Here is a 12,231-nt window from a genome sequence, read left to right as displayed (position 1 = left end):
CTAGTCGCGGGCCGCGGTCAGGTGTTCCGCGTGTTCCTGGAGCGAACGGACGCCCACGTCACCGTGGTTGAGGGCGTCGATGCCCTGGACGGCTGCGGCGAGCGCCTGCACCGTCGTCAGGCACGGCACGGAGCGGGCCACGGCCGCCGTGCGGATCTCGTAGCCGTCGAGACGGCCGCCGGTGCCGTAGGGGGTGTTGACGATGAGGTCGACCTCGCCGTCGTGGATGAGCTGCACGATGGTCTTCTCGCCGTTCGGGCCGGTGCCCTCGTACTGCTTGCGCACGACGGTGGCCTTGATGCCGTTGCGCTTGAGGACCTCGGCGGTGCCGGAGGTGGCGAGCAGCTCGAAGCCGTGGGCGACCAGTTCGCGCGCCGGGAAGATCATCGAGCGCTTGTCGCGGTTGGCGACCGAGATGAACGCGCGGCCCTTGGTGGGCAGCGGTCCGTAGGCGCCCGCCTGCGACTTGGCGTACGCCGTGCCGAAGACGGAGTCGATGCCCATGACCTCGCCGGTGGAGCGCATCTCGGGGCCGAGGACGGTGTCGACGCCGCGCCCGGAGGTGTCCCGGAAGCGGGTCCACGGCATCACGGCCTCCTTGACGGAGATCGGCGCGTCCAGCGGCAGTTCGCCGCCGTCGCCGGTCGCCGGGAGGAGCCCCTCGGAGCGCAGTTCGGCGATGGTCGCGCCGAGCGAGATCCGGGCGGCGGCCTTGGCCAGCGGCACCGCGGTCGCCTTGGAGGTGAAGGGGACCGTGCGGGACGCGCGCGGGTTGGCCTCCAGGACGTAGAGGATGTCGCCGGCCATCGCGAACTGGATGTTGATCAGGCCGCGCACGCCGACGCCGTGGGCGATGGCCTCGGTGGAGGCGCGCAGGCGCTTGATGTCGAAGCCGCCGAGGGTGATGGGGGGCAGGGCGCACGCCGAGTCGCCGGAGTGGATGCCGGCTTCCTCGATGTGCTCCATGACGCCGCCGAGGTAGAGCTCGTCGCCGTCGTAGAGCGCGTCGACGTCGATCTCGATGGCGTCGTCGAGGAAGCGGTCGACGAGGACCGGCCGGGAGGGGCTGATCTCGGTCGACTCGGCGATGTAGGACGAGAGCCGGGTCTCGTCGTAGACGATCTCCATGCCGCGTCCGCCGAGGACGTACGAGGGCCGCACCAGGACCGGGTAGCCGATCTCGTCGGCGATGGCCTTGGCCTCGGCGAAGGTGGTGGCCGTGCCGTGCTTGGGGGCCGGCAGACCCGCCTCGGCGAGGACCCGGCCGAAGGCGCCGCGGTCCTCGGCGGCGTGGATCGCCTCGGGCGGGGTGCCGACGATCGGCACGCCGTTGTCCTTGAGCGCCTGCGCCAGGCCCAGCGGGGTCTGGCCGCCGAGCTGGACGACGACGCCGGCGATCGGGCCGGCCTGCGCCTCCGCGTGCACGATCTCCAGCACGTCCTCGAGCGTCAGCGGCTCGAAGTACAGGCGGTCGGAGGTGTCGTAGTCGGTGGAGACGGTCTCCGGGTTGCAGTTGACCATCACGGTCTCGTACCCGGCGTCGGACAGCGCGAAGGAGGCGTGGACGCAGGAGTAGTCGAACTCGATGCCCTGGCCGATGCGGTTGGGGCCGGAGCCCAGGATGATGACGGCCGGCTTCTCGCGCGGGGCGACCTCGCTCTCCTCGTCGTAGGAGGAGTAGAAGTACGGGGTCTTCGCGGCGAACTCGGCGGCGCAGGTGTCGACCGTCTTGTAGACGGGGCGGACGCCCAGGGCGTGCCGCACCTCGCGCACGACGTCCTCGCGCAGCCCGCGGATCTCGGCGATCTGCTGGTCGGAGAAGCCGTGCCGCTTGGCCTCGGCGAGCAGGCCTGCGTCGAGGCGGTCGGCGGCGGCCAGCTCGTCGGCGATCTCCTTGATCAGGAAGAGCTGGTCGACGAACCAGGGGTCGATCTTCGTGTAGTCGAAGACCTCCTCGGGCGTGGCGCCCGCGCGGATGGCCTGCATGACGGTGTTGATGCGGCCGTCGGTGGGACGGACCGCCTCTTCGAGCAGCGCGATCTTGTCGCCGGGCTCGCCCACGAAGGTGAACTGGCTGCCCTTCTTCTCCAGCGAGCGCAGCGCCTTCTGGAAGGCCTCGGTGAAGTTGCGGCCGATGGCCATGGCCTCGCCGACCGACTTCATGGTGGTGGTCAGCGTGGAGTCGGCGGAGGGGAACTTCTCGAAGGCGAACCGGGGGGCCTTGACGACCACGTAGTCGAGCGTGGGCTCGAAGGAGGCCGGGGTCTCCTGGGTGATGTCGTTGGGGATCTCGTCGAGGGTGTAGCCGACGGCGAGCTTGGCGGCGATCTTGGCGATCGGGAAGCCGGTCGCCTTGGAGGCGAGGGCCGAGGAGCGCGACACGCGCGGGTTCATCTCGATGACGATGACGCGGCCGTCCTCGGGGTTCACCGCGAACTGGATGTTGCAGCCGCCGGTGTCGACGCCGACCTCGCGGATCACGGCGATGCCGACGTCGCGCAGGATCTGGTACTCGCGGTCGGTGAGCGTCATCGCCGGGGCGACGGTGATCGAGTCGCCGGTGTGCACGCCCATCGGGTCGAAGTTCTCGATGGAGCAGACGACTACGACGTTGTCGTTCTTGTCGCGCATCAGCTCCAGCTCGTACTCCTTCCAGCCGAGGATGGACTCCTCCAGGAGCACCTCGGTGGTCGGGGAGAGCGTGAGGCCCTGGCCGGCGATGCGGCGCAGCTCCTCCTCGTCGTGGGCGAAGCCGGAGCCGGCGCCGCCCATGGTGAAGGAGGGGCGCACGACGACCGGGTAGCCGCCGAGCGTGTCGACGCCGGCGATGACCTCGTCCATGGTGTGGCAGATGACCGAGCGGGCGGACTCGCCGTGGCCGATCTTGCGGCGGACCTCCTCGACGACCTCCTTGAACAGGTCGCGGTCCTCGCCCTTGTTGATGGCCTCGACGTTGGCGCCGATCAGCTCGACGCCGTGCTTGTCCAGGACGCCGCTCTCGGCGAGGGAGATCGCCGTGTTGAGGGCCGTCTGGCCGCCCAGGGTGGGCAGCAGGGCGTCGGGGCGCTCCTTGGCGATGATCTTCTCGACGAACTCGGGGGTGATCGGCTCGACGTAGGTGGCGTCGGCGATCTCCGGGTCGGTCATGATCGTCGCCGGGTTGGAGTTCACGAGGATGACCCTGAGGCCCTCGGACTTCAGCACCCGGCACGCCTGGGTGCCGGAGTAGTCGAACTCGGCGGCCTGGCCGATGACGATCGGGCCGGAGCCGATGACCAGGACGGACTGGATATCGGTGCGCTTAGGCACGCTGGCCCTCCATCAGAGAAACGAAGCGGTCGAACAGGTAGGCGGCGTCGTGCGGGCCGGCGGCGGCTTCGGGGTGGTACTGGACGGAGAAGGCCGGCTGGTCCAGCAGCTGGAGCCCCTCCACGACGTCGTCGTTCAGGCAGACGTGGGAGACCTCGGCGCGGCCGAACTTCGTCTCGCTGACCTGGTCGAGCGGCGCGTCCACGGCGAAGCCGTGGTTGTGGGCGGTGACCTCGACCTTTCCGGTCGTTCGGTCCTGCACCGGCTGGTTGATGCCGCGGTGGCCGTACTTCAGCTTGTAGGTGCCGAAGCCGAGGGCGCGGCCGAGGATCTGGTTGCCGAAGCAGATGCCGAACAGGGGCGTCCTGCGCTCCAGCACCTCGGTCATCAGCGCCACGGGACCGTCCGCGGTGGCCGGGTCGCCGGGACCGTTGGAGAAGAACACGCCGTCGGGGCGCACGGCGTACACCTCGTCCGCGGTGGCCGTGGCGGGCAGGACGTGCACCTCGATGCCGCGTTCGGCCATGCGGTGCGGGGTCATGCCCTTGATGCCCAGGTCGATGGCGGCGACGGTGAACCGCTTCTCGCCGACCGCGGGGACGACGTACGCCTCCTGGGTGGCGACCTCCTCGTAGAGGCTCGCGCCCTTCATCTGCGGCTGGGCCTGCACCCGTGCGACGAGGTCGGCCTCGGCGGCGATCGCCTCGCCGGAGAAGATCCCGGCCCGCATGGAGCCGCGCTCGCGCAGGTGGCGGGTGAGGGCGCGGGTGTCGATGCCGGAGATGCCGACCACGTTCTGTGCGACCAGCTCGTCGTCGAGGGACCGCTTGGCCCGCCAGTTGGACGGCACGCGCGCGGGGTCGCGCACGACGTAGCCGGAGACCCAGATGCGGCGGGACTCGTCGTCCTCGTCGTTCCAGCCGGTGTTGCCGATCTGCGGGGCGGTGGCGACGACGATCTGCCGGTCGTACGACGGGTCGGTCAGGGTCTCCTGGTAGCCGGTCATGCCGGTGGAGAACACCGCCTCGCCGAAGGTCTCCCCCACGGCCCCGTAGGCGCGGCCGCGGAAGATCCGGCCGTCCTCCAGGACGAGTACGGCGGGAACCTTCGAGGTCCCCCTGGTGGAGGTCGTCATCGTGCGCCTTCCGTCGTGTTGTTCTTGGTCATTGAGTTGATGGCGTCGACCCATGCGCGGTGTTCGGCCGCGTGGTCGGACCGGAAGCCGGAGTCGATCAGCCGGTCGCCGTGCGCCCAGGTCACCACGAGCAGTCCGCCCTCGGTGAGGACCTTGCCGGCGATGCCCTTGCCGAGGACCGCCTCGCGCAGCGCGCCGGCCGGGATGAAGAAGTCGCTCGCGCCGGGGCGTACGACGTCCACTCCCGCGTCCGTGAGGGTGAGCTCGACACGGCTGCGGGCGCCCAGGCCCTGCGCCACGATGCGGTCGAGCCACTGCCCCGCGGTGGTGGAGCCGTGGTAGCGGCCGCTCATGGTCAGTCTCGCCGGGCCCGGGTCGTCCGGCGCGGACGGCAGCTCGGGCAGGTCGCCCTGGAGCGTGCCGCGCCACTTCCAGCCCTCGCGCATCAGCCAGTAGACGAGCGCGACGAACAGGGCGAGGCCGACGACCCAGCCGGCGCGGGCGGCCCAGTCGGTCACTTCGGCCGACTCCTTGTCGGCCGCCAGCAGGATCACAGGTGTCACGTGAGCTTCCCGTCGACGAGGGTGGCCTTGCCCCGCAGCCAGGTGTGCGTGACACGGCCCGGCAGCTCGCGCCCCTCGTAGGGGGTGTTGCGGCTGCGCGAGGCGAAGCCCGCGGGGTCCACCTGTCCACGGTATGCCGAGTCGACGAGCGTGAGGTTGGCGGGCTCACCTGCCGAGACGGGACGCCCGTGGCCGCCGGCCCGGCCGATGCGCGCGGGCGCGAAGGACATGCGGTCGGCGACCTGGGCCCAGTCCAGCAGGCCCGTGTCGACCATCGTCTCCTGGACCACCGACAGCGCGGTCTCCAGGCCGACCATGCCCATGGCGGCCGCGGCCCACTCGCAGTCCTTGTCCTCGTGCGGGTGCGGGGCGTGGTCGGTGGCGACGATGTCGATGGTGCCGTCGGCGAGCGCCTCGCGCAGGGCGTGCACGTCACGCTCGGTGCGCAGCGGCGGGTTGACCTTGTAGACGGGGTTGTAGGAGCGCACCAGCTCATCCGTGAGGAGGAGGTGGTGCGGGGTGACCTCGGCGGTGACGTCGATGCCGCGGGACTTGGCCCAGCGGACGATCTCGACGGAGCCGGCGGTCGACAGGTGGCAGATGTGGACGCGGGAGCCGACGTGCTCGGCGAGCAGGACGTCCCGGGCGATGATCGACTCCTCGGCCACCGCGGGCCAGCCCCCGAGGCCCAGCTCGGCCGAGACGACGCCCTCGTTCATCTGGGCGCCTTCGGTCAGCCGCGGCTCCTGCGCGTGCTGGGCGACGACCCCGCCGAAGGCCTTCACGTACTCGAGGGCGCGCCGCATGATCACGGCGTCGTCGACGCACTTGCCGTCGTCGGAGAAGACGGTGACCCCGGCGGCCGACTCGTGCATGGCGCCCAGCTCGGCGAGCTTGCGGCCCTCCAGGCCGACGGTGACCGCGCCGATGGGCTGTACGTCGCAGTAGCCGTGCTCCTTGCCGAGCCGGTAGACCTGCTCGACCACGCCGGCGGTGTCGGCGACCGGGAAGGTGTTGGCCATGGCGAACACGGCGGTGTAGCCGCCGGAGGCGGCGGCGCGGGTGCCGGTGAGGACGGTCTCGGAGTCCTCGCGGCCGGGCTCGCGCAGATGGGTGTGCAGGTCGACCAGGCCCGGCAGCAGCACCTTGCCCGCCGCCTCGACTACCTCCGCGCCCTCATCGGACAAGCCGGTCCCGACGGCCGCGACGACCTCGCCGTCGATCAGGACGTCCTGCGGCTCGCCGCCGAGCACCTTCGCACCACGGATCAGGATCTTGCTCATGGTCGCTTACTTCTCCTCGGTGGAAGCGGTGGTACGGGCGTGGCTGACGGCGGGTTCGTTGCCGCCCAGGAGCAGGTACAGGACGGCCATGCGGATCGACACCCCGTTGGCGACCTGTTCGACGACGGTGCACCGGTCGGAGTCGGCGACCTCGGCGGTGATCTCCATGCCCCGGACCATCGGCCCGGGGTGCATCACGATCGCGTGCTCGGGCATCCGCGCCATGCGGTCGCCGTCGAGGCCGTAGCGGCGGGAGTACTCGCGCTCGGTCGGGAAGAACGCGGCGTTCATCCGCTCGCGCTGGACGCGCAGCATCATCACCGCGTCGGACTTGGGCAGCGTGCTGTCGAGGTCGTACGACACCTCGCAGGGCCAGGTCTCCACGCCGACGGGCACCAGGGTGGGCGGGGCGACCAGGGTGACCTCGGCGCCGAGGGTGTGCAGCAAGTCGACGTTGGAGCGGGCGACCCGGCTGTGCAGGACGTCGCCGACGAGGGTGATGCGCCGGCCGGACAGGTCCTGGCCGAGGCCGGCGTCCCGTCCGACGAGCCTGCGGCGCATGGTGAAGGCGTCCAGCAGGGCCTGGGTGGGGTGCTGGTGGGTGCCGTCGCCGGCGTTGATGACGGCCGCGTCGATCCAGCCGGAGTTGGCCAGGCGGTAGGGGGCCCCGGACGCGCCGTGCCGGATGACGACGGCGTCGACGCCCATGGCCTCCAGCGTCTGGGCGGTGTCCTTCAGGGACTCGCCCTTGGAGACGCTGGAGCCCTTGGCGGTGAAGTTGATGACGTCGGCGGAGAGGCGCTTCTCGGCGGCCTCGAAGGAGATCCGGGTGCGCGTGGAGTCCTCGAAGAAGAGGTTGACCACGGTGCGGCCGCGCAGGGTCGGCAGCTTCTTGATGGGCCGGTCGGCGACCCGGGCCATCTCCTCGGCGGTGTCGAGGATGTGGACGGCGTCGTCGCGGGTGAGGTCGGCGGCCGAGATGAGATGACGCTGCATCTGTCAGGCTCCGTTGAAGACAAGTGAGGACAAATGAGACAGGGAGGACTTTTCGGGCATGCGAGCGCGCGGAGGCGCGCACGCGCGGCAAAGGCCGGACAGCTACTGCTGCGCGCCCGGGGCGGTCTGCTTCGCACCGAGCAGCACGGTGTCGCGACCGTCCTCCTCGGCGAGCTGGACCTTGACCGTCTCCCGCAGCGACGTGGGGAGGTTCTTGCCGACGTAGTCGGCGCGGATGGGCAGTTCGCGGTGGCCGCGGTCGACCAGGACCGCGAGCTGCACCGCGCGCGGGCGCCCGATGTCGTTCAGGGCGTCGAGGGCGGCGCGGATGGTGCGGCCGGAGAAGAGCACGTCGTCGACGAGGACGACCAGCTTGCCGTCGATGCCGTCACCGGGGATCTCGGTGCGGGCCAGCGCGCGCGGCGGATGCATGCGCAGGTCGTCCCGGTACATGGTGATGTCGAGCGAGCCGACCGGGATCTTCCGCTCGGTGATCTGCTCCAGCTTGGCGGCGAGCCGGCGGCCGAGGAAGACGCCCCGGGTCGGGATGCCGAGGAGCACCACGTCGTCGGCGCCCTTGGCGCGCTCGACGATCTCGTGAGCGATACGGGTCAGCACCCGTGCGATGTCAGGGCCTTCGAGGACGGGCCTCGCCTCTGACGCTTGCGTGTCCTGCTGCTTGTCCATACGAAACGGACCTCCTTCTCCGCCTCACGGGACGGACCTTAAAGGACGTCGGATTTGCGCCATCCACCGTAGCAGGCCCCGGGGACGCCCCCGATCACCCCCTTGGCGTAATCGGCCATCGATACCACGGAAGCGTCGGGGTGGACCATTCGGCTTGACGCAGAAGAATCACGCTGCGTAACCTCACAGTGAGTTACCAACCGCGCGGCATGGAAACCAAGCTCCAGTCGCGTCGACCCAGTGCCGGGAGCCATATGTCCAGCGAATACGCCAAACAGCTCGGGGCCAAGCTCCGGGCGATCCGCACCCAGCAGGGCCTTTCCCTCCACGGTGTCGAGGAGAAGTCCCAGGGACGCTGGAAGGCGGTCGTGGTCGGGTCCTACGAGCGCGGCGACCGCGCCGTGACCGTGCAGCGGCTCGCGGAGCTGGCCGATTTCTACGGCGTCCCCGTGCAGGAGCTCCTTCCCGGCACCACCCCGGGCGGCGCGGCGGAGCCCCCGCCGAAGCTGGTCCTGGACCTGGAGCGGCTGGCCCATGTGCCGGTGGAGAAGGCCGGCCCCCTTCAGCGGTACGCGGCGACGATCCAGTCCCAGCGCGGTGACTACAACGGCAAGGTGCTCTCGATCCGCCAGGACGACCTGCGCACGCTCGCCGTCATCTACGACCAGTCGCCCTCGGTCCTCACCGAGCAGCTGATCAGCTGGGGCGTCCTGGACGCGGACGCGCGTCGCGCCGTCTCCCACGAGGAGGGCTGAGCCCCAACGGGCCCAGCAGAAACGTACCGCCGGGGTGGCCGGAACCTGATGGTTCCCGCCACCCCGGCGGTTTTTCGTGACGGTCGCACGCCTCTCGCGTGAGCTGCGTCCGGGCGCGGTCCCCCGCGCCCCCGTGTCTAGCCTCTGCGGAGGGTCGGCTTGAGCTCCTTCAGACGGCCGAGGAGGCCGTTGACGAACGAGGGCGACTCGTCCGTGGAGAACTCCTTCGCCAGCTGCACCATTTCGTCGAGGACGACGGCGTCCGGCGTCTCGTCGACCCAGACGAGCTCGTAGGCGCCGAGCCGCAGGATGTTGCGGTCGACGACCGGCATCCGGTCCAGCGTCCAGCCGACCGAGTACTGGGCGATCAGCTCGTCGATGCGCTTGGCCTGCTCGGCGTAGCCCTCGACCAGCTGCATCGTGTACTCGCTCACCGGTGGCTGCCGGGTGTCGGCCCGGGAGAGCCGGATCCAGTCCGCGAGGACGGTCAGGACGTCGACGCCACGCTGGTCGCCCTCGAAGAGGATCTGGAAGGCGCGCTTGCGGGCCGTGTTGCGGGCGGCCACGGTTAGCTGTTCACCCGGCCGAGGTAGTCGCTCGTGCGGGTGTCGACCTTGATCTTCTCACCGGTGGTGATGAAGAGCGGGACCTGGATCTGGTGGCCGGTCTCCAGGGTGGCGGGCTTGGTGCCGCCGGTGGAGCGGTCGCCCTGGACGCCCGGCTCGGTCTCCTGGACGACCAGCTCGACGGCGGCGGGCAGCTCGACGAAGAGCACCTCGCCCTCGTGCTGGGCGACGGTGGCGGTGAAGCCCTCGATCAGGAAGTTGGCGGCGTCGCCGACGGCCTTGCGGTCGACCATCAGCTGGTCGTAGGTCTCCATGTCCATGAAGACGAAGTACTCGCCGTCCATGTACGAGAACTGCATGTCGCGCTTGTCGACAGTGGCCGTCTCGACCTTGACGCCGGCGTTGAACGTCTTGTCGACGACCTTGCCGGAGAGCACGTTCTTGAGCTTGGTGCGCACGAAGGCCGGGCCCTTGCCGGGCTTGACGTGCTGGAACTCGACGACGGACCAGAGCTGGCCGCCTTCGAGCTTGAGCACCAGGCCGTTCTTGAGGTCGTTCGTGGAAGCCACGGTTGCGGAATCTCCTGGACTGACGTGGACGACCCCGGGCCACGCGTCCAGCCGATGAGCTAGAGCGCGAGCAGCTCCTTGGTCGTGATGGTGAGTAGCTCGGGTCCGCCGTCCGCCTCGGGGCGCACGACGAGCGTGTCATCGATCCGGACCCCGCCCCGCCCCGGGAGGTGGACCCCGGGTTCGACGGTGACCGGCACGCAAGCGTCCAGTTTACCCATGGCCGCGGGAGCCAACTGCGGGTCCTCGTCGATTTCGAGTCCGACCCCGTGCCCGATGAGCGCCGGGAGGCGTTCCGAATAGCCCGCGCAGTCCAGGACCTGGCGTGCGGCGCGGTCCACGTCCCGGTGCGCGGTGCCCGGCACCAGGCTCTCACGGCCGGCCCGCTGGGCGGCGAACACCAGGTCGTACAGCTCGATCTGCCAGTCCGCCGGTGAGGTGCCGATGACGAAGGTGCGGCCGATCTCGCAGCGGTAGCCGCGGTAGGAGGCGCCGAGGCAGACGGAGAGGAAGTCGCCCTCCTCCACCCGCCGGTCGGTGGGCCGGTGCCCGCGCCGCCCGGAGTTCGGGCCGGTGCCCACGGACGTGGGGAAGGCGGGCCCGTCGGCGCCGTGGTCGACGAGACGGCGCTCCAGTTCGAGGGCGAGGTGGCGTTCGGTGCGGCCGACGAGGATGGACTCCAGCAGCTCCCCCAGGGCCTGGTCGGCGATCTCGGCGCCGATGCGCAGGCAGGAGATCTCCTCCTCGTCCTTCACCACCCTGAGCTGTTCGACCGCGCCGCCCAGATCGGCGAGGCGGATCCGGGGGGCGACGGAGCGCAGGGCGCGGTGCCGGGTGACCGTGAGGTGGTGCTCCTCGACGGCGAGGCGGTCGCCGCCGGCGCCGCCGGCCGCGAGGAGGCCCACGGCGGCCACGGCGGGGTCGCCGCCGGCGCCGGGGAGGGTGTGCACCTTCAGGCTGTCGTCCGGGCGGGCCTCGGCGGGGCGGTCGTCCGGCGGCCCCGCGCACACGAGGAGGTCCTCGTCGCCCAGCAGCAGGACGGCTCCCCGCGGGGCCGCGCCGGCGAGGTACCTGACGTTGGCGGGCCGGGAGATCAGCGCTGCCGCGTTGCCGGACGCGTGGCAGCGTTCTTTCAGTCGTGTGCGACGGGTCGCGTACACCTCTGACATGTGTCGAGCCTAGGAGCGGTGGCCGGAAACCGCCGGTCGGGCTGCGCCGAGCGGGGACCGGCGTCAGCGGCCTACCACTTCGGAGGGCTGGCGATCGCCCTCGCCAGCACCTCGTCCAGGACCCTCGCCGTGGTGGGCACGTCGAGCTGGGAGTTGTCGATGATCGGCAGGCCGGAGCCGTACCAGCCGGCCATCCGGCCGTGGATGCGGGCCACCTCCTCGTCGGTGAGGCGGCGGTTGCCGGAGCGTTCGGCGTTGCGCTCCAGGACCACCTCCAGGCCGGGGAGGAGGACGACCGGCAGCAGCCCGGGACCGACGTGCCGCTTCCAGCCGCCGAGGCCGACGGCGGGGCGGTCGGGGAAGATCGCGTCGTCGAGAACGCAGGAGATCCCGTTGGCGAGGAAGTTGCGCGCGGCGAAGCCGCAGGTGCGGCGGGCCAGGCGGTACTGGGCCTCGGAGTGGTCGTTCCAGCCCGACTGGGGGTCGGCGAAGCCCGAGCGGACCCATTCACGGACGTCGTCGAGGCTGATGTGGGCGGTGGGCACCCGGCGGTGGTCCGCCCAGTACTTGGCGACGCTGGTCTTCCCCGCCCCGGCGGGCCCGATGAGCAGCACCGCGAGGGTGGTCGCCGCCGGGTCGGGGGCACAGGCGGCGGGCGGCACGCTGGGCATGGGCACGGGCCCGCCCGGCGGCAGGGGCACATGCCCGGTGACGTCGCCGCCCTGGGCGACGGCCGCGGGCGGCGGCGCGGGCGGCTGCGCGGGAGCCGGCTGCGGCGCGGGCGCCTGGGGCATGGGCGTGTACGGCACGGGCGTGTGCGGCACCGGCGGCACGGAGGGCTGCGGCTGAGGCATCGGCGGCACGGAGGCCTGCGCCACGGAGGGGGCGCCCCCGAAGGCAGGTCCCCCGGCGAACCCGGGGCCTGCCGGAGCCGGCGGCGACGCGAAGGCGCCGGGCTGGGATCCGGTCGCACCCGGCTGGTGTCCGTCGACGGGCGGGGCGGCCGGTGGGGGCGGCGTGGGTGGGGGCCAGGTGGGGGCCGGTCCGTGCCCCGGCTGGTGGGGCGGCGGCAGCGGAGAACCCACTGCGTGCTGCATCCGGTGCCACTCCGTCTCGTACAGGCAATGGGCGCTGGCGTGGGGCGAGGCCCCCTCGGGGGCGCGGAACCCCCGCGTCGCTCCGAACGGTACCGCCCCCGG

Annotated in this window: 11 protein-coding genes; 1 reads left to right on the top strand and 10 read right to left on the bottom strand. The window is 71.3% G+C overall.

The window, feature by feature from the left end; all coding sequences use genetic code 11:
- From carB to pyrR, 6 genes are all read right to left on the bottom strand, one after another.
- Entirely contained in the window at window positions 1-3,309 is a 3,309-nt protein-coding gene (gene carB / locus EV567_RS26790; protein WP_130444531.1) for a carbamoyl-phosphate synthase large subunit, read from the bottom strand.
- Complete coding sequence (carA, locus tag EV567_RS26785) at window positions 3,302-4,444, bottom strand: glutamine-hydrolyzing carbamoyl-phosphate synthase small subunit (RefSeq protein ID WP_130444529.1); 1,143 nt, start codon at window positions 4,442-4,444, stop codon at window positions 3,302-3,304. Before carA ends, carB begins: the two co-directional genes overlap by 8 nt.
- Window positions 4,441-5,007 (bottom strand): hypothetical protein, encoded by a 567-nt coding sequence (locus tag EV567_RS26780; protein ID WP_130444527.1) that lies wholly within the window; start codon window positions 5,005-5,007, stop codon window positions 4,441-4,443. The genes carA and EV567_RS26780 overlap by 4 nt, the downstream gene beginning before the upstream one ends.
- On the bottom strand, window positions 5,004-6,290 hold the full coding sequence (locus EV567_RS26775; RefSeq protein WP_130444525.1) for a dihydroorotase: 1,287 nt from the start codon (window positions 6,288-6,290) through the stop codon (window positions 5,004-5,006). The genes EV567_RS26780 and EV567_RS26775 overlap by 4 nt, the downstream gene beginning before the upstream one ends.
- 6 nt (window positions 6,291-6,296) lie before the next feature.
- Complete coding sequence (locus tag EV567_RS26770; RefSeq protein WP_130444523.1) at window positions 6,297-7,286, bottom strand: aspartate carbamoyltransferase catalytic subunit; 990 nt, start codon at window positions 7,284-7,286, stop codon at window positions 6,297-6,299.
- Window positions 7,287-7,388: 102 nt separating this feature from the next.
- Window positions 7,389-7,973 (bottom strand): bifunctional pyr operon transcriptional regulator/uracil phosphoribosyltransferase PyrR, encoded by a 585-nt coding sequence (pyrR, locus tag EV567_RS26765; protein WP_130444521.1) that lies wholly within the window; start codon window positions 7,971-7,973, stop codon window positions 7,389-7,391.
- A gap of 254 nt (window positions 7,974-8,227) precedes the next feature.
- On the opposite strand from pyrR, the gene bldD reads away from it, so the two are divergent.
- Complete coding sequence (bldD, locus tag EV567_RS26760; RefSeq protein WP_020128858.1) at window positions 8,228-8,728, top strand: transcriptional regulator BldD; 501 nt, start codon at window positions 8,228-8,230, stop codon at window positions 8,726-8,728.
- A gap of 137 nt (window positions 8,729-8,865) precedes the next feature.
- On the opposite strand, the gene nusB is transcribed toward bldD, so the two are convergent.
- The 4 genes from nusB to EV567_RS26740 form a co-directional block, all read right to left on the bottom strand.
- Complete coding sequence (gene nusB / locus EV567_RS26755) at window positions 8,866-9,294, bottom strand: transcription antitermination factor NusB (RefSeq protein ID WP_130444519.1); 429 nt, start codon at window positions 9,292-9,294, stop codon at window positions 8,866-8,868.
- 2 nt (window positions 9,295-9,296) lie between these two features.
- On the bottom strand, window positions 9,297-9,863 hold the full coding sequence (gene efp / locus EV567_RS26750) for an elongation factor P (protein ID WP_037742222.1): 567 nt from the start codon (window positions 9,861-9,863) through the stop codon (window positions 9,297-9,299).
- A gap of 59 nt (window positions 9,864-9,922) precedes the next feature.
- A complete protein-coding gene (locus tag EV567_RS26745; protein WP_130444517.1) occupies window positions 9,923-11,032 on the bottom strand; it encodes an aminopeptidase P family protein in 1,110 nt (369 codons plus the stop codon).
- A gap of 71 nt (window positions 11,033-11,103) precedes the next feature.
- Window positions 11,104-12,129, bottom strand: coding sequence for an AAA family ATPase (locus EV567_RS26740; RefSeq protein ID WP_130444515.1), 1,026 nt, complete (start codon window positions 12,127-12,129; stop codon window positions 11,104-11,106).
- Window positions 12,130-12,231: the final 102 nt, after the last annotated feature.

It is taken from the genome of Streptomyces sp. BK239, from assembly GCF_004217285.1.
Lineage (GTDB): Bacteria > Actinomycetota > Actinomycetes > Streptomycetales > Streptomycetaceae > Streptomyces.
Note: the sequence above shows the minus strand (reverse complement) of the source record. Positions and strands in the feature narration are given on the sequence as shown.

Excerpts from the sequence above, each read along its gene's own strand:
- pyrR (WP_130444521.1), bottom strand. The coding sequence starts at position 7,973 with ATGGACAAGCAGCAGGACACGCAAGCGTCAGAGGCGAGGCCCGTCCTC.
- EV567_RS26775 (WP_130444525.1), bottom strand. The coding sequence starts at position 6,290 with ATGAGCAAGATCCTGATCCGTGGTGCGAAGGTGCTCGGCGGCGAGCCG.
- EV567_RS26740 (WP_130444515.1), bottom strand. The coding sequence starts at position 12,129 with ATGCAGCACGCAGTGGGTTCTCCGCTGCCGCCGCCCCACCAGCCGGGG.
- carA (WP_130444529.1), bottom strand. The coding sequence starts at position 4,444 with ATGACGACCTCCACCAGGGGGACCTCGAAGGTTCCCGCCGTACTCGTC.
- bldD (WP_020128858.1), top strand. The coding sequence starts at position 8,228 with ATGTCCAGCGAATACGCCAAACAGCTCGGGGCCAAGCTCCGGGCGATC.
- EV567_RS26770 (WP_130444523.1), bottom strand. The coding sequence starts at position 7,286 with ATGCAGCGTCATCTCATCTCGGCCGCCGACCTCACCCGCGACGACGCC.
- EV567_RS26745 (WP_130444517.1), bottom strand. The coding sequence starts at position 11,032 with ATGTCAGAGGTGTACGCGACCCGTCGCACACGACTGAAAGAACGCTGC.